Raw genomic sequence first — 14,683 nt, 5'->3', positions numbered from 1 at the left:
AACCCATGTTCTCGAATCTGGATCTCCAGAAACTGATCTTCGGGCGCCTGACACTCGAAGCGATTCCCTATCACGAGCCGATCCTGATCATCACCTTCATCGGCGTCGTCCTCGGCGGCGTCGCGGTGCTCGGCGCGATCACCTATTTCCGCTTCTGGGGCACCCTCTGGCGCGACTGGATCACGAGCGTCGATCACAAGAAGATCGGCATCATGTACGTGATCCTGGCGCTCGTCATGCTGCTGCGCGGCTTCGCGGACGCGCTCATGATGCGGGCCCAGCAGGCGATGGCCTTCGGCGCCAACGAGGGCTACCTGCCGCCGCACCACTACGATCAGATCTTCACCGCCCACGGCGTGATCATGATCTTCTTCTTCGCCATGCCGCTCGTGACGGGGCTGATGAACTTCGTCGTGCCGCTGCAGATCGGCGCCCGCGACGTCGCCTTCCCGTTCCTAAACAATTTCAGCTTCTGGATGACGGTCAGCGGCGCGGTAACCGTGATGGCCTCGCTCTTCGTCGGCGAGTTCGCCCGCACCGGCTGGCTCGCCTATCCGCCGCTCTCCGGCCCGGCGGCGAGCCCCGGCGTCGGCGTCGACTACTACATCTGGGCGCTGCAGATCGCCGGCATCGGCACCCTGCTCTCCGGCATCAACCTCATCGCCACCATCGTGAAGATGCGGGCGCCCGGCATGACCATGATGAAGATGCCGGTCTTCACCTGGACCGCGCTGTGCACCAACGTGCTCATCGTCGCCGCCTTCCCGATCCTGACCGCCGTCCTCGCGCTGCTGTCGCTCGACCGCTACGTCGGCACGCACTTCTTCTCGAACGACCTCGGCGGCAACCCGATGATGTACGTCAACCTCATCTGGATCTGGGGTCATCCGGAGGTCTACATCCTCATCCTGCCCGCCTTCGGCATCTTCTCGGAGGTCGTCTCGACCTATTCGGGCAAGCGCCTGTTCGGCTATGCCTCGATGGTCTACGCCACGGTCGTCATCACGATCCTGTCCTACCTCGTCTGGCTGCACCACTTCTTCACGATGGGGTCGGGCGCGTCGGTGAACTCGTTCTTCGGGATCACGACGATGATCATCTCGATCCCGACGGGCGCCAAGATCTTCAACTGGCTGTTCACGATGTACCGCGGGCGGATCCGCTTCGAGGTGCCGATGCTCTGGACGGTCGGCTTCATGGTGACCTTCGTCGTCGGCGGCATGACCGGCGTGCTCCTCGCCGTGCCCCCGGCCGACTTCGTGCTCCACAATTCGCTGTTCCTGATCGCCCACTTCCACAACGTGATCATCGGCGGCGTGGTGTTCGGCCTGCTCGCGGGCATCACCTACTGGTTCCCGAAGGCATTCGGCTTCAAGCTCGACCCGGTCTGGGGGAAGATGTCCTTCTGGTTCTGGCTCACCGGCTTCTGGGTCGCCTTCATGCCCCTCTACATCCTGGGCCTGATGGGGGTGACGCGGCGCCTGCAGCACTTCGATGACCCGTCCCTGCAGATCTGGTTCGTGATCGCGGCCTTCGGCGCCTTCCTGATCCTGCTCGGCATCCTCTCCTTCGGGATCCAGCTCGTCGTGAGCGTCCTCCGGCGCGAGGAACTGCGCGACCTGACGGGCGACCCGTGGAACGGCCGCACGCTCGAATGGTCCACCTCCTCGCCGCCGCCGGACTACAACTTCGCCTTCACGCCCGTGATCCACGATCACGACGCGTGGTGGGACATGAAGAAGCGCGGCTACGACCGGCCGCTGCAGGGATTCCGTGCGATCCACATGCCGAGGAACACCGGCACCGGCTTCATCCTCGGCGTGCTCAGCATCGCCTTCTCGTTCGCGATGATCTGGTACGTCTGGTGGCTCGCGGCGCTGGCCTTCCTGGCGATGTTCGTCGTGACGGTCGGCCACACCTTCAACTACGACCGCGACTTCCACATTCCGGCCGACGACGTCGTCCGGGCCGAGGGCGCGCGCACCGCGCTGATCTCCGGACGGGCCTGAGCCATGGCGACCCTCGCATCCAAGACCCAGGGCCTCGCCGAGACGCCGAGCTTCCACCTGGAGGAGGACCACCATCCAGAAGGCAGCACCATGCTGGGCTTCTGGATCTACCTGATGAGCGACTGCCTCATCTTCGCGGTCCTGTTCGCCACCTACGCCGTGCTCGGCCGCAATTACGCGGCCGGGCCTTCGCCGAAGGACCTGTTCGAGCTGCCGCTCGTGGCTCTCAACACGTCCATGCTGCTCCTCTCCTCCATCACCTACGGCTTTGCCATGCTGGAGATGCAGCGGGACCGGCAGGCCGCCACGCTCGGCTGGCTCGCGGTCACGGGCCTGTTCGGCCTCGGCTTCGTCGGCATCGAGCTCTACGAATTCGCCCACCTGATCCATGAGGGCGCGACGCCCCAGCGCAGCGGCTTCCTCTCCGCCTTCTTCACCCTGGTCGGCACGCACGGCCTGCACGTGAGCCTCGGCATCATCTGGCTCGTCGTGCTGATGATCCAGGTGCGCCAGCGCGGGCTCATCGCCGAGAATCAGCGCCGGCTGATGTGCCTGTCGATGTTCTGGCACTTCCTCGACGTGATCTGGATCGGCGTCTTCACCTTCGTGTACCTGATGGGAGTGCTGCAATGAGCGCCAGCGCCAACTCGCACACCTCCGGCGCGCACGGGGCCGGCCACGGTCACGACCACGGCCATGCCGGCGGCGGCAGCCACGCCACCTTCCGCGGCTACATGACCGGGTTCGTCCTGTCCGTCATTCTCACCGCGATCCCGTTCTGGCTGGTGATGGCGGACGTGCTCGGCGACAACCGCACCACGAGCCTCGTGATCATGGCCTTTGCCGTGGTTCAGATCATCGTGCACATGATCTACTTCCTGCACATGGACACGAAGTCGGAAGGCGGCTGGACCTTCCTGGCGCTGATCTTCACGCTGACACTCGTCGTGATCACGCTGATCGCCTCGCTGTGGGTGATGTATCACCTCAACGCCAACATGATGCCGATGTCGGGCCACGACATGCAGCATCACATGCCGGCCGCGCCCTCCCGCTGACGGGCAGGGCCGTTTCGCGGAGCGCCCATTCGTGAGCGCGCCGAAAGCGGCGCCTCCCCGCCCGACCGGCCGTTTCCTCGGCCTGGTCGGGATCGCGGCGCTCGCCGCCTTCGCAATCCTCGTCGGGCTCGGCACCTGGCAGGTGCAGCGACGGACCTGGAAGCTCGACCTGATCGCCCGGGTCGATGCACGGATCCACGCGGCACCGGCCGCGCCGCCGGCCCGGGAGGCCTGGGCCGCGATCGGAACGGACGACGCCTATCGGCGCCTGCGCGTGCGCGGTCGCTTCCAGCACGACCGGGAGACGCTGGTTCAGGCCGTGACCGAGCTCGGCGGCGGCTTCTGGGTGCTCACCCCCCTCGAGACGCCCGACGGCGACCGGTTCCTGATCAATCGCGGGTTCGTGCCGCCCGAGCGCAGGGACGCCGCCACGCGGGCGCAGAGCCAGATCCCCAGCGAGACGACCGTGACGGGGCTGCTGCGCCTCAGCGAGCCCGGTGGCGCCTTCCTGCGCAGCAACGATCCGGCGGGCGGGCGCTGGTTCTCACGCGACGTCGCAGCGATCGCGCAGGCGCGCGGATTGGGGGACGTCGCGCCGTTCTTCATCGATGCGGATGCGAGCGCCAATCCCGGCGGCCTACCGGTCGGAGGCCTGACGACCATCGCCTTCCGGAACGATCACCTCGTCTACGCGCTCACGTGGTACGCCCTGGCCCTGATGGTCGCCGCGGGCACGGCCTACCTGTTCCGCGACGCCCTGCGCCGTCCGCGGCGCGCCTGACGCACCTGCGCGGCCTCAGCTGGGCAGGGCAGGGCCGGAGCGGGCGCGCCGTGCGCCGCTCTGGAGCGGGCGGCGCTCGCGTTCGCCTGCGAGGAGACCGAGCCGGTGCACGAAGGGGGGGATGTCCGGCCGCGGGTCCGTCCATCCGTGCCTCAGCGGGTGCCCCGATGAAGGGCGGCCACGTTGCGCGGCCGGCGCCCGATCCTGCGCGACCGCTGCGACGGGCTCAAGGGGCAGGGCGGCGGCATCCGAACGGGACAGGCAGGAGAGCACCGAGGGCGACAGGATCGTGCCGCCATCGGTCGTGATCCAGGGCATGCCCGTGTCGTCCTCCAGAACGGCGAAGGCCTCCTCCAGGGCTTGGCGGAGCGTCTCGATCTCCCGCGGCTCGACAGCCTTCGTCTCGACCCCATGCGGCCACAGCGTCAGCAGCGCGGGCCGCTCCAGTTCCTCGTCGCTTATCGTGAGCCCCGTCACCAGCGCCTCCGGGAGCGTCCAGCCTGCGTCGCGGAGGTGCTGCAGCATGCATCGTGCCAGTTCGATCCCCGGCCGGCCGTTCCTCGCGCGATCGCGCCTGCTTCGCCCGAGCGGAAAAGGCGATGAAAGGTCGTCGGAGCGGAGCGCGCCGGGACCGCGGCTGCGCAGTCCGGTGCGTGATTGACTCGCTCGATGTCGATGAAGGCCGCACGTTTCGCGAGGTGACAGACACCTCGAGACCTATCCGTGCGGAGAATGGCGCGCCCGAAAGGATTCGAACCTCTGACCCCCAGATTCGTAGTCTGGTGCTCTATCCAGCTGAGCTACGGGCGCGCTGTCGACGCGGCGGCGTTGTTGGCCGGGCCGGTCGAGGGCGGTGTTTAGTGGGTCGTTCCGGGCTTGGCAAGCCCTTCCGACGGCCGAGTTTCCGTGGCCCCGCCGTGCATCCCCTGGCGCCTGCCAAGTTCGGCTCGGCCGCCGCAATCCAGTCCGGTTCGGTGGCGGCTTCGGCGGCGAGACCCCGCTCTCGGGGCGGGAATTCGACGTTTGCGGACGCACGCCGCCGCGCATGAACAAAATCTGGGCTTCAGATGACCGCGGGGGCACTGGAAATTTGGGCTCGGACCCGCATTATCTCACAAGCTCTGTGGAAGAATGCTGCAGGTACCTAGGCGGTTCGGCCTCGGTATCATGCTATGCAGGGCCCCGGCTGGAATGCGCCGCCACGCACCCCCGCCGGTGAGGCTTGGGTGGACAGCATGGTGGGTATGGTGAACGCTCCGAATGACAGTGCGGGCGCCCTCTGGGATCCGCTCCTGCTCGACAACCAGCTCTGCTACGCTCTCTACGCGGCCGCGCACCGCATGACGAAATCCTATCGTCCACTCTTGGAGCGGCTCGGCCTCACCTACCCGCAATACCTCGTGCTGCTCGTGCTGTGGGAAACGGAGGGGGTCACCGTCTCCGAGATCGGCCGTCGCCTGCGCCTGGATTCCGGCACCCTGACCCCGGTCCTGAAGCGGCTCGAGAGCGCGGGCCTCCTCGTGCGCAACCGGCGCCAGAGCGACGAGCGGGAGGTCGAGATCGGGCTCACCCCGCAGGGGCGCTCGCTGCGGGCCGAGGCGGTGCACGTCCGCCAATCCGTGATGTGCCAGCTCAATCTGAGCGAGCCGGAGATCCAGGCGATGCGCGCCGATCTCAACCATCTGATCGAGAACCTCTCCGCGCACGGCTGATGCCTGTGCCCGTGGCGCGCGTAGCCGGGCCGCGGCCTGAGGGCCCGTCCCAGCCCGCCGCACTCCGAAAATTTTGTTTGCCGGTTAACTTGGTGCTTGAGACACGCCGAGCTTCGCGCATATGGCGGGAGTGGCGAAGGCGTCAGGTCGCGTGCGGTCGTCGCGCTCGCTCCCGCATCGACGCCCACTCACGCACCCGTTTTCCCTGGAGGTCTCGGATCATCAAACCGTCAGGATCCCCGCTCCCGTCACGTGACGCGCCCCCTGCCGCGTGCGGGATTGTCGGCGCGTGCTCGCGCGCGGGCAGGTCATGACGACGATCCCCCACGACGCCGAGCGTCCGACCCAGCGCCAGGTCGGCGCGCTGCCGTTCCGCAAGGCGGCCGATGGCAGCTACGCGGTGATGCTCGTCACCTCGCGCGAGAGCCGGCGCTGGGTCATCCCGAAGGGCTGGCCGATGAAGGGGCGCAAGCCCTTCGAGGCGGCGGCCCGCGAGGCCTACGAGGAGGCCGGCATCATCGGGAACGTCGGCAAGCGGCCGCTTGGATTCTACATCTACGAGAAGCGGCTGAAGAACCGGGACTCCGTGCTCTGCCAAGTGAAGGTGTTCCCGCTCGAGGTGCGCAAGCAGCTCAAGCGCTGGCCGGAGCAGAGCGAGCGCGAGCAGCGCTGGTTCGCGCCCTCGGAAGCGGCGGATGCGGTGGCGGAGCCCGGCCTCGCCGCCATCATCCGGGCCGCCCTGAAGCGCGAGGACGCATCGCGGGGCTGAGGATTGCGGAGCGCGCCACCGCGAAGATCGGCGCCCGCCGCGATTCCGCCGATTGCCAAGCCGGCCGCGATCCGCTAATGCCGCTCGCGGTCGGACGGGAACGCGCCAGCGTGACCCGCCACACCGCTCGCTGCGGTAGCTCAGTGGTAGAGCACCTCATTGGTAATGAGGAGGTCGAGAGTTCAATCCTCTCTCGCAGCACCAGCCCAACCCCTCCGCTTAACCTGACGCTTCGACGGTCGAAGGAGTGGCGCGCGCAAGGCGCGGCGATTTCTCTGCCGCACGGCCGATTTCAAGCGGAACCTTTCGCGACATTCGCATGGAGCGGCTCGCGTCGTTCCGGGCGCGAATACCCAAGATTGCATAGGCGAGAATGAACAACTCGCCCCATCGGGCGTTCGAATCCTTGGAAACAACCAAGGGAAGAGACATCCAATGACCACCAAGACGATCGCGCTCGCCGCCGCCATGGCCCTCTCGCTGACGGGTGCCGCCTGGGCGCAGACCGCTGCCGGCGGCGGAAGCGCCGAGGGCAACATGAACAGCCCGGGCAGCGTGAAGAGCAACAGCGAGAAGAGCATGGAGCGCGCGACCGGCTCCGCGACCGGCGGCACCGGGGGCGGGGCCGGGGCCGGGGCCACCACGGGCAGCACGGTCGGGGCGGGCAGCCCGCAGAGCGGCGGCACGGCCAAGAGCTCCGGCGGCGCCGAGGGTGGCACCTCGGTCGGCCGGCGCTGAGCGGCCGCGGAACGCGTGTAAGATTCGACGACGAGGGCCGGCATCGCCGGCCCTTTTTCGTGGTGCCGCGCCACGGGGCCCGGGAGGAACACCTCCTTCGCGGCCTCGGTTGGCCCCTGGAGAAGGAGTGTCGCGATGCTGAGACCGCTGCCGACTGCCCTGCTGCTGCTGTTCATCAGCGCCCGCGAGGCCCTCGCCCAGGCGACCTCGCCGGCGCCGCCGATCCCCGAGAGCAAGCCGGCCACGGCGAGCCCGCAGCCGCAGGACGTCGATCTCAACTGGCTCTGGCTCGTCCTGCTGCTGGTGGGGCTGTCGGCCGCGCTCTATCTCTACATGCGCCGGCGCCGGCCGCCGGTCGGCCGATAGCCGGGCATCGGCCCGGTCGCGCCGGGACACGGCTGTCCGCGACGGGAGGGGGAGGCCGATGCCGTCGATCTTCGAGGCCCACAGCTTCGCCATCACGGCGCATGCCGGGCAGATCGACAAGGGCGGCCAGCCCTATATCCGGCATCTCGAGCGCGTCGCCAACGCCGCCGTGAAGCGGGCCGGGCACGCCCGTGCGGTCGACCGCCTCGCCATCGACCCGATGGAGGTGATGCAGGCCGCGATCCTCCACGACGTTCTGGAGGACACGCCCAGGACCGAGGCCGACCTCTCGGCGGCGGGCTTCTCGGCGCCCGTCATCGCCACCGTGAAGATCCTGACGAAGCCGGTGCAGCGCACGCCCTATCCGGAGCGCACGGCCGCGGTGATCGCGAGCGGCAGCCTCGCCGCGATCCTGATCAAGATGTCCGACAACGAGGACAACCTCTCCCCCGACCGCACGCTGCCCGAGGGCGGCTTCCTGCGCGAGCGCTACGAGACCTCCTTCGCCGCGCTGCGGGCGGCGGCCGCCTCGCTCGGCTACACCGGCGGCTGAGGCGCGGGGCGGCCTCAGCGCGGCGGGTAGGTGTGCTCGTCGGCCGGGAAGCGGCCGCTGCGGACCTCCTCCGCATAGGCCTCGACGGCCGCCTCGATCTGCGTGCGCAGCGAGCCGAACGCCTTCACGAATTTCGGTGCGCGGTCGCTCAGGCCGAGCATGTCCTCGAGCACGAGGATCTGCCCGTCGCAGGCGGCGGTGGCCCCGATGCCGATCGTCGCCGCCGTGACGGTGTCGGCCGCCGCGATCACCCGGGCAACCGGCTCGACGATGCCCTCCAGCACGATCGCGAAGGCGCCGGCCTCGCTGATGGCGCGGGCATCCTCTAGGAGACGCGCCTCGTCGCCGGGGCCGCGCCCCTGCACGCGGAAGCCGCCCATCGTGTTCACCGATTGGGGGGTGAGGCCGATATGCCCCATCACGGGGATGCCGCGCTTCGTCAGGAAGGCCACGGTGTCGGCGAAATGCGCGCCCCCCTCCATCTTGATCGCGCCGGCACCGGTCTCCTTGAGCACGCGGGCCGCGTTGAGGAAGGCCTGCTCCGGGCTCGCCTCGTAGGAGCCGAAGGGCATGTCGACCACGACCAGCGCCTTCGCGGTGCCTCGCATCACCGCCTGCGCCTGCAGGATCATCATCTCGAGGGTGACGGGCAGAGTCGATTCGAGCCCGTGCATCACCATGCCGAGGGAATCGCCCACGAGGATCACGTCGCAATGCCGGTCGAGGATGCTGGCCGTATGGGCGTGGTAGGCGGTCAGCGCGATGATCTTGCGGCCCGCGGCCTTGAACTTCGCAAGGTCGACGGCGCGGACGCGGCGGGACTGCACCATCTGGGACATCGACTCAGGACCCTCGTTCACGCAGGCCGGGGCGGCGCAGCCGGCCGGACCTGTCCGGAAGATGGCCGCCCGCATCCCGTCGCGCGCTTATACAGCGCGCGGCGCCGGAAATCCTGCCGGAATGGGGCTGCACGGTGCGGACGGTGACAGACGTCGCGCGGGATCAAGCAGGGGAGGGGGAGGCGAGGCGAAGGCAGCCCGGGAGTGCCTGCGGCGATGTTTGCGGGGACGGCGTTTCGCCTGTCGTCCCGCTGCCCTTTGCGGGCGTTTCCTCCCAAGACGTCGGGCCGCTCCCGGGCGCTGCCTTTTTTCTGCCACAACCGAGGCAGTGTCAATCGGATCGAGCGCGGGCGGCCGGTCCAATGGCCTGATTTTTTGCGCGAAAGCGCCCGAGCCCGGCCTCTGGGCCGGCGCGTTCAGTACCGCGTGGTCAAGGCGTTGAGCCAGGCCGGGGAGGCCTCGACGAGGGTGGCCTCGGCGCGCTTGTCGAGCCCGGCGAGGATCGCGGCGCCCGCCAGGATCAGGAGAAGGCCGAGCGCGATCTTGAGGCCGTGCCCGGCCTGCAGGAGCCGGGAGCGCCACCCGGCCAGCACCTCGCGCGAGAGGAGGCCGAGCAGGAGGAGGGGGAGGGCGGCGCCGATCCCGAACAGCGTCATCGTGGCGGCCACCTGGGGCAGGTCGCGGCCCTGCGCCGCCAGGAGCGAGGCGGCGCCCAGCGTCGGGCCCACGCAGGGGCTCCAGACCGCGCCGAGCAGCAGGCCGAGACCGAACTGCCCACCGAGCCCTGCCGTTGAGAAGCCGCCGAAGCGCGCATCCGTCCAGTTGCTGAGCGGGCCGCCCGCGGCCGCGATCCGCGTCTGCAGCGTGGGAAGCAGGAGAACGAGGCCGAGCGCCAGCATCAGGCTCGCGGCAACCTTGCGGAACAGCTCCCCGTCGAGGCCGGCCGCGAAACCGATCGTGGCCACGAAGAGGCCGATCGCGACGAAGGAGAGCGTGAGACCGGCGGCGAGCGCCGCAGGCCCGAGGCGATGCTCGGAGGACGCCGCGCCGAGGACGAGTGGCAGCAGCGGCAGCACGCAGGGCGAGAGCACGGTCAGGCATCCCGCGAGGAAGGCGAGGGCGAGGCTTCCGGGCATGGCCGGAGATGTCCCGTGATCGGCGCGAGGACCTAGAGCATCTTCTCCAAGAGGGACTCGATCCATTCCGGCTGGGTCTCGCCGACGGAGCGCCCGACCTCGGTCGCGCCCTTGAAGGCGATGAGCGTGCTCTGCTGGCGCGCATCGAAGCGCCGCATCAGGTCCTTCTGCGTGTCGAAATCGATCTCGAAGATTTCGAGCCCCTTACAGCGCGGATCCTCGGCGAGCTTGGCGAGGATCGGCTTCTGTGTGCGGCAGATCGGGCACCAGGGCGCGGCGACGGCGATGAGGATCGGGCGCCCCCCTTCCTGCGCGGCGGCGAAGGCCTCAGCCGAGAAGGGCCGCCCCGGCGCGGCGCGACCCTCGTTCGGGGCCAGCGCGAGCACGGCCACGGCTCCGAGGGCGAGAAGGGCACGTCGCGTCGTCGTCATCGGGATCTCTGCGGTGCGGGTTCGAGATCGTCGGCTCAGCGTTGCGGGGCGGTGGAGCGGGCCGCCCAGGCCGGGTCCTGGCGGACCACGCTCGTGTCGTGCCTCTCCTGCCAGCCTTCGACGCCCTCGGGCAGCCAGTATATCCGGGTGTAGCCCTTCGCGACGAGGCGCTTGGCCGCGTTCCAGCTGCCCCAGCATTCGGGATGGCAGAAGGTGACGACGGGCTTGCCCCTGTCGCCGCCGGTCAGGTCCTCGACGCGGCGGTAGAACAGGGTCTCCTCGTCCGGCGGCAGGGGCGCCGCGCCGGCATTCGGCAGCCAGGTCGCGCCCGGGATCGAGCGGTGGGCGGGGAGCCAGGGCCGCCCGGCCGGGAAGCCGTCGGGCTTTCGGTCCATGATCGCGACGTCGAGGAGCACGGGCTTCTCGGGCAGCAGCGCATCCAGCGCGCCGACATCGATCACCGTCGCCCCCTTCAGCGTCGCCGGCGTGTAGCCGTGCTGCGGCCCGGTCCAGAGCTCGGCGGGCTCCGGCACGTCGACGGGCGAATCCGCCGGCGCCGCGGCGAGGAGCGCGGCGAGGGCGAACAGGGCGGCCCCGAGGCGCGGGGCGAGGGCGGGTCGCGGCGGGTTCGGCACGCGCGGCCTCAATTGCTCGGCGAGGGCGCGGTGAAGCTGTGCTGCCACTGGCCGCCCTGGTTGTCGGTCGCGGCCACCTTGATCGGCCCGTTGCCCTTCGGCACGAAGGCGAAGTTGATCACCGGGTTCGACGAGATCGAGATGTCGCCGTCCATGGTGAAGACGTTCGCGTCGCCGTAGCTGACGGTCACCTTGTTGATGTAGCGGGCCGGGGTGTAGTCGCGCGTCACTTGGTTCATCTGCATGCCCGAGAAGTTCGGGTGGCGGATCATCAGGGTCGCCTCGACGGGCTTGCCGCTCTGCGCGTCGCCCGAGAACTTCATCTTCATGTCGCCCATGCCGCGCATGGCCTCCTCGTCGCTCATGCCCATCGGGGCCGAGCAGCCGCCGGACGCCTTCACGAATTTCTGCGCCTCGAAGAGCTTGCCCTCCGTGGTCTCGGCGACCGCGTGGACGTTCGTGTAGTTGTTGATGCGCACGCGCAGCTTCAGCTCGCCCGGATCGGCGGCGGGGCCGAAGGTGAAGTGGGCGGCGTAGGGCGACGGATTGTCGTCGATGATGAAATGGACGCCCTTGATCTTGTCCTTCTCGGGCATGGTTAGCGTGATCGGCACGAGCGCCGCGTCCATCGCCCGGGCCGGAGCGTCGACCTTGATCAGCGTGTCGGTCGGCTCGATCTTGCGGTCGCCGAAGATCGAGGTTGCGATCTCGGTCCAGCGGGCCTGACGCTCGGTATCGGAATCCGAGGCGCCGGCCGCGAGGCCCGGCACGGGGGCGAGCGCCGCCGCGAGGGCGGTGGACAGGGCGAGCCCGAGGGCGAGCGGGTGACGAGTCTTCATGGCGTTTCTCCTCACCGGAGGATGTGGCTCCGGGCCTATTCCCACTCAAGTTCCTTGTAGGCCTGCGTCACGTTGCGGCCGTTGTAGCTGTCGAACAAGAGCCAGTGATCGCGCTCGGATTGCGCGACGCTCTGCACCGCCTTCTCGATCGGGACGTCCGAGGCGATGGCCCGGCGCGTCTCGTCGCGCAGGGTGCCGAGATAGCGGGTGAGATCGGCGAGCGCCGGCGCGAGCTCGACGCTCGCCGGGCCGTGGCCGGGCACGGCCCGGGCCGCTCCCATCCCCTTCAACCGCTCGGCCTCCTTCAGCCAGCCGACGAGGCTGCCGTCGAGGGAGGGGATCCGGTTGACGAAGAGCAGGTCGGCCGGGAAGAGCAGCCCGCTGCCCGTATCGAGCATGGACAGGTCGCAATTCGTGTGCGCCGTGCCGTGCGCGGTGAGGCGCAGGGTCCGGTCGCCGAGGTCGATCTCCGCCCCGTCCGTCACCGCCTGCGTCGGGTAGACCACGCTGCCCGTCCGATCGGCTCCCAGAATCTCCGCGAGGCGCTGCCGGTAATACGCGCCGCGCGCCTCGAGGGCGCCGCGCAGGGCGGGGTGGCCGATGATGATCGGCTTGTCCTCCGCGAAGGCCGCCGCGCCGAAGCAGTGATCCGGGTGGACGTGCGTGAGCACGACGTGACGGATCAGCTTATCCGTGCGCTTCCGGATCTCGGCCCGCAGCCATTGCCCGTCCGCGAGGCTCCCGCCCGTCTCGGTGACGAGCACGCCGTCGCGCCCGACGATGAAGCCGATATTCGCGATGGCGTCGGCGTTCTCGGCCGTCGCCTCCTCGTGCAATCCGCACCGGACGAAGACGCCCGGCCCGACCTCGCGCATCTCGAAGGCTTCGGCCGCGGCGCGCCCGAGACTCGGCAGGCAGCAGAGGCAGAGCCCGCCGAACACGGCCTGCCGGCGCGAGAGGGAGCGCGTCACCGCCCGTGCCCCGATGAACCCGAGGTCCCGTGCCGTCCGGCGCGCGATTCCGCCGTCCTCGGCGTCATGCGGTTTCCTCCCGGTTCTTCTCCCAACCATTTAGTAGGTAGATTTCCGGGGGCGTCAATGGGATAACCGGCTCGTGATCACGGCTGCGGCCTCGGGACGTCGGGCATGAGAGACACGCGTGCAGAGCTTCTGGCCGAGGCCGAGACCCTCGTCCGGGGACGCGGCTATTCGGGTTTCAGCTATGCCGACCTCAGCGCGGCGGTGGGCATCCGCAAGGCGAGCATCCACCACCATTTCCGCACGAAGGAGGATCTCGGCTTCGCCCTGATGCAGGCTTACGAGGCGCGCTACGAGACGGCCCTCGACGCGATCCTGGCCGAGAACCCGGACGCAGTCGCCCGGATTGAAGCCTACGGGCGGCTCTATCTCGGCGGCGTCGAGCAGGGGCTCGGCTGCCTCTGCGCCGCCCTCGCCACCGAGGGCGAGGCGCTGCCCGCACGCCTGCGCGAGGCCGTGGTCACGTTCTTCGACCGGCACATCGCGTGGCTGGAGAGGGTGCTCCGCCAGGGCCAGGCCGAGGGCAGCGTGCGCGCCGGCCTCGACACCGCCGCCCAGGCCCGTTTCGTCATCTCGACCCTGGAGGGTGCGCTTCTGATGGAGCGGCTGCTCGGCGGCCCGCCCGCCTTCTCGGCGACGCTCCGGGCCCTCTGCGCCAGCCTGCGCTGAGGCTCAGCCCGTCAATTCCGCGACGAAGCGCGCGTAGCCCCTGGCCCGCAGGTCGCAGGCCGGGCAGGTGCCGCAGCCATAGCCCCATTCGTGCCGCTCGCCGCGCTCGCCGAGATAGCAGGTGTGGCTCTCCTCGGCGATGAGGTCGACGAGCGCCCGGCCGCCGAGTTCGTCGGCGAGCTTCCAGGTCTGCGCCTTGTCGATCCACATCAGGGGCGTGTCGAGGACGAAGCGGCGCTCCATGCCGAGGTTGAGCGCCACCTGCATCGCCTTGATCGTGTCGTCCCGGCAATCGGGATAGCCCGAATAATCGGTCTCGCACATGCCGCCGACGATGTGGCGCAGGCCTCGCCGGTAGGCCAGCGCCGCCGCGAAGGTGAGGAAGACGAGGTTGCGGCCGGGAACGAAGGTGTTCGGCAGGCCGCCCGCTTCGAAGCCGATCTCGGTGTCGCGGGTCAGCGCCGTCTCGGAGACGGCGCCCAGGGCATCGAGGGCGAGCGTGTGGTCGGCACCGAGGCGGCGCGCCCAGGCCGGCTCGACTTGAGCGAGGCCGTCGCGCAGGCGCGCCCGGCAGGCGAGCTCGACGCGGTGGCGCTGGCCGTAATCGAAGCCCAGCGTCTCCACCCGGGGAAAGCGGTCCAGCGCCCAGGCCAGGCAGGTGGTCGAATCCTGCCCCCCCGAGAACAGAACCAGCGCCCCGTCGTCGGCCCTCGCATCCGCCATCGTGTCAGTCGCCCTCGTACTCCGCCCAGGACATCGGGGTCTCGCAGACCTTCACCCGCGACAATCCGGGCAGGCCGCCCTTGGTGCGATGCCAGATCCAGGCCGCGATATGCTCTGCCGTCGGGTTCTCCAGCCCCTCGATCTCGTTGAGGGTGTGGTGATCGAGGCGGGCAAGGATCGGCGCGAAGACGCGTTCCATGTCGTAGAAGTCGACGATCCAGCCCGTCCGCGGATCGACCTCGCCGCTCACCGTCAGCTCGACCCGGTAGGAATGCCCGTGCATCCGGTGGCAGCGGTGGGTCTCGGGCACGTTGGGCAGGCGGTGGGCCGCCTCGAAGGTGAAGGCCTGGGTGATCTTCATCGAACCATCTTCTGCGTGGTCCCGCGC

The 14,683-nt window shown here is 69.3% G+C and carries 19 protein-coding genes and 2 tRNA genes; 11 read left to right on the top strand and 10 right to left on the bottom strand.

Translation table 11 applies throughout. The annotated features are described in order from the left end of the window. Window positions 1-5 precede the first annotated feature (5 nt). Genes cyoB through E1J50_RS05050 form a run of 4 tightly spaced genes read left to right on the top strand, consistent with a single transcriptional unit; the run spans window position 6 to window position 3,848 of the window. Window positions 6-2,009 carry a cytochrome o ubiquinol oxidase subunit I gene (gene cyoB, locus E1J50_RS05065; RefSeq protein ID WP_132251055.1) on the top strand — a complete coding sequence of 668 codons (2,004 nt, stop codon included), beginning with the start codon at window positions 6-8 and terminating at the stop codon, window positions 2,007-2,009. Window positions 2,010-2,012: 3 nt separating this feature from the next. Further along, a complete protein-coding gene (cyoC, locus tag E1J50_RS05060) occupies window positions 2,013-2,642 on the top strand; it encodes a cytochrome o ubiquinol oxidase subunit III (protein WP_132251053.1) in 630 nt (209 codons plus the stop codon). Continuing rightward, on the top strand, window positions 2,639-3,067 hold the full coding sequence (gene cyoD / locus E1J50_RS05055) for a cytochrome o ubiquinol oxidase subunit IV (protein WP_132251051.1): 429 nt from the start codon (window positions 2,639-2,641) through the stop codon (window positions 3,065-3,067). The genes cyoC and cyoD overlap by 4 nt, the downstream gene beginning before the upstream one ends. A gap of 31 nt (window positions 3,068-3,098) precedes the next feature. Continuing rightward, window positions 3,099-3,848: an SURF1 family protein gene (locus E1J50_RS05050; protein ID WP_132251049.1), complete on the top strand. Its 750-nt coding sequence runs from the start codon at window positions 3,099-3,101 to the stop codon at window positions 3,846-3,848. 15 nt (window positions 3,849-3,863) lie between these two features. Here the strand turns inward: E1J50_RS05050 and E1J50_RS05045 are convergent, their stop codons facing one another. Both E1J50_RS05045 and E1J50_RS05040 read right to left on the bottom strand, forming a co-directional pair. Continuing rightward, a complete protein-coding gene (locus E1J50_RS05045) occupies window positions 3,864-4,373 on the bottom strand; it encodes a hypothetical protein (RefSeq protein WP_132251047.1) in 510 nt (169 codons plus the stop codon). Window positions 4,374-4,581: 208 nt separating this feature from the next. Next, window positions 4,582-4,658, bottom strand: a tRNA-Arg gene (locus E1J50_RS05040). Window positions 4,659-5,092: 434 nt separating this feature from the next. Between E1J50_RS05040 and E1J50_RS05035 the strand changes: the two genes are divergently transcribed. The 6 genes from E1J50_RS05035 (at window position 5,093) to E1J50_RS05010 (ending at window position 7,986) form a co-directional block, all read left to right on the top strand. Then, window positions 5,093-5,560 (top strand): MarR family winged helix-turn-helix transcriptional regulator, encoded by a 468-nt coding sequence (locus tag E1J50_RS05035; RefSeq protein WP_132251045.1) that lies wholly within the window; start codon window positions 5,093-5,095, stop codon window positions 5,558-5,560. A 310-nt stretch (window positions 5,561-5,870) separates the two neighbouring features. Beyond that, the gene (locus tag E1J50_RS05030) at window positions 5,871-6,329 is read left to right on the top strand and encodes an NUDIX hydrolase (RefSeq protein ID WP_132251043.1); all 459 of its coding nucleotides are present in this window, start codon (window positions 5,871-5,873) and stop codon (window positions 6,327-6,329) included. A gap of 129 nt (window positions 6,330-6,458) precedes the next feature. Further along, window positions 6,459-6,533: transfer RNA gene (locus E1J50_RS05025), tRNA-Thr, on the top strand. A 231-nt stretch (window positions 6,534-6,764) separates the two neighbouring features. Continuing rightward, entirely contained in the window at window positions 6,765-7,067 is a 303-nt protein-coding gene (locus tag E1J50_RS05020; RefSeq protein WP_132251041.1) for a hypothetical protein, read from the top strand. 135 nt (window positions 7,068-7,202) lie between these two features. Continuing rightward, entirely contained in the window at window positions 7,203-7,433 is a 231-nt protein-coding gene (locus E1J50_RS05015) for a hypothetical protein (protein WP_132251039.1), read from the top strand. Between the two features lie 58 nt (window positions 7,434-7,491). Then, entirely contained in the window at window positions 7,492-7,986 is a 495-nt protein-coding gene (locus tag E1J50_RS05010; protein WP_132251037.1) for an HD domain-containing protein, read from the top strand. Window positions 7,987-8,000: 14 nt separating this feature from the next. Here the strand turns inward: E1J50_RS05010 and panB are convergent, their stop codons facing one another. From panB to E1J50_RS04980, 6 genes are all read right to left on the bottom strand, one after another. Then, complete coding sequence (gene panB / locus E1J50_RS05005; protein WP_132251035.1) at window positions 8,001-8,825, bottom strand: 3-methyl-2-oxobutanoate hydroxymethyltransferase; 825 nt, start codon at window positions 8,823-8,825, stop codon at window positions 8,001-8,003. A gap of 416 nt (window positions 8,826-9,241) precedes the next feature. Further along, on the bottom strand, window positions 9,242-9,961 hold the full coding sequence (locus tag E1J50_RS05000) for a cytochrome c biogenesis CcdA family protein (RefSeq protein WP_132251033.1): 720 nt from the start codon (window positions 9,959-9,961) through the stop codon (window positions 9,242-9,244). 32 nt (window positions 9,962-9,993) lie between these two features. Continuing rightward, window positions 9,994-10,392: a thioredoxin family protein gene (locus tag E1J50_RS04995; protein ID WP_132251031.1), complete on the bottom strand. Its 399-nt coding sequence runs from the start codon at window positions 10,390-10,392 to the stop codon at window positions 9,994-9,996. A gap of 35 nt (window positions 10,393-10,427) precedes the next feature. Beyond that, window positions 10,428-11,027, bottom strand: coding sequence for a rhodanese-like domain-containing protein (locus E1J50_RS04990; protein ID WP_132251029.1), 600 nt, complete (start codon window positions 11,025-11,027; stop codon window positions 10,428-10,430). A gap of 8 nt (window positions 11,028-11,035) precedes the next feature. After that, the gene (locus E1J50_RS04985; RefSeq protein ID WP_132251027.1) at window positions 11,036-11,866 is read right to left on the bottom strand and encodes a quinoprotein dehydrogenase-associated SoxYZ-like carrier; all 831 of its coding nucleotides are present in this window, start codon (window positions 11,864-11,866) and stop codon (window positions 11,036-11,038) included. A 35-nt stretch (window positions 11,867-11,901) separates the two neighbouring features. Next, window positions 11,902-12,837: a quinoprotein relay system zinc metallohydrolase 2 gene (locus E1J50_RS04980; RefSeq protein ID WP_132251025.1), complete on the bottom strand. Its 936-nt coding sequence runs from the start codon at window positions 12,835-12,837 to the stop codon at window positions 11,902-11,904. A gap of 174 nt (window positions 12,838-13,011) precedes the next feature. Between E1J50_RS04980 and E1J50_RS04975 the strand changes: the two genes are divergently transcribed. Next, window positions 13,012-13,572: a TetR/AcrR family transcriptional regulator gene (locus tag E1J50_RS04975; protein WP_132251023.1), complete on the top strand. Its 561-nt coding sequence runs from the start codon at window positions 13,012-13,014 to the stop codon at window positions 13,570-13,572. Between the two features lie 3 nt (window positions 13,573-13,575). On the opposite strand, the gene queC is transcribed toward E1J50_RS04975, so the two are convergent. Continuing rightward, entirely contained in the window at window positions 13,576-14,295 is a 720-nt protein-coding gene (gene queC / locus E1J50_RS04970; RefSeq protein ID WP_132251021.1) for a 7-cyano-7-deazaguanine synthase QueC, read from the bottom strand. 4 nt (window positions 14,296-14,299) lie between these two features. Next, the gene (gene queD / locus E1J50_RS04965; protein ID WP_132251019.1) at window positions 14,300-14,656 is read right to left on the bottom strand and encodes a 6-carboxytetrahydropterin synthase QueD; all 357 of its coding nucleotides are present in this window, start codon (window positions 14,654-14,656) and stop codon (window positions 14,300-14,302) included. Between the last annotated feature and the right edge of the window lie 27 nt (window positions 14,657-14,683).

Source organism: Methylobacterium segetis, assembly GCF_004348265.1.
Taxonomy (GTDB): Bacteria; Pseudomonadota; Alphaproteobacteria; order Rhizobiales; family Beijerinckiaceae; genus Methylobacterium; species Methylobacterium segetis.
This window is presented reverse-complemented; position numbering and strand designations above follow the sequence as displayed.

Coding starts and splice junctions, on each gene's coding strand:
- cyoB (WP_132251055.1), top strand. CDS start 6: ATGTTCTCGAATCTGGATCTCCAGAAACTGATCTTCGGGCGCCTGACA.
- cyoC (WP_132251053.1), top strand. CDS start 2,013: ATGGCGACCCTCGCATCCAAGACCCAGGGCCTCGCCGAGACGCCGAGC.
- cyoD (WP_132251051.1), top strand. CDS start 2,639: ATGAGCGCCAGCGCCAACTCGCACACCTCCGGCGCGCACGGGGCCGGC.
- E1J50_RS05045 (WP_132251047.1), bottom strand. CDS start 4,373: ATGCTGCAGCACCTCCGCGACGCAGGCTGGACGCTCCCGGAGGCGCTG.
- E1J50_RS05035 (WP_132251045.1), top strand. CDS start 5,093: ATGGTGAACGCTCCGAATGACAGTGCGGGCGCCCTCTGGGATCCGCTC.
- E1J50_RS05030 (WP_132251043.1), top strand. CDS start 5,871: ATGACGACGATCCCCCACGACGCCGAGCGTCCGACCCAGCGCCAGGTC.
- E1J50_RS05020 (WP_132251041.1), top strand. CDS start 6,765: ATGACCACCAAGACGATCGCGCTCGCCGCCGCCATGGCCCTCTCGCTG.
- E1J50_RS05015 (WP_132251039.1), top strand. CDS start 7,203: ATGCTGAGACCGCTGCCGACTGCCCTGCTGCTGCTGTTCATCAGCGCC.
- E1J50_RS05010 (WP_132251037.1), top strand. CDS start 7,492: ATGCCGTCGATCTTCGAGGCCCACAGCTTCGCCATCACGGCGCATGCC.
- panB (WP_132251035.1), bottom strand. CDS start 8,825: ATGTCCCAGATGGTGCAGTCCCGCCGCGTCCGCGCCGTCGACCTTGCG.
- E1J50_RS05000 (WP_132251033.1), bottom strand. CDS start 9,961: ATGCCCGGAAGCCTCGCCCTCGCCTTCCTCGCGGGATGCCTGACCGTG.
- E1J50_RS04995 (WP_132251031.1), bottom strand. CDS start 10,392: ATGACGACGACGCGACGTGCCCTTCTCGCCCTCGGAGCCGTGGCCGTG.
- E1J50_RS04985 (WP_132251027.1), bottom strand. CDS start 11,866: ATGAAGACTCGTCACCCGCTCGCCCTCGGGCTCGCCCTGTCCACCGCC.
- E1J50_RS04975 (WP_132251023.1), top strand. CDS start 13,012: ATGAGAGACACGCGTGCAGAGCTTCTGGCCGAGGCCGAGACCCTCGTC.
- queC (WP_132251021.1), bottom strand. CDS start 14,295: ATGGCGGATGCGAGGGCCGACGACGGGGCGCTGGTTCTGTTCTCGGGG.
- queD (WP_132251019.1), bottom strand. CDS start 14,656: ATGAAGATCACCCAGGCCTTCACCTTCGAGGCGGCCCACCGCCTGCCC.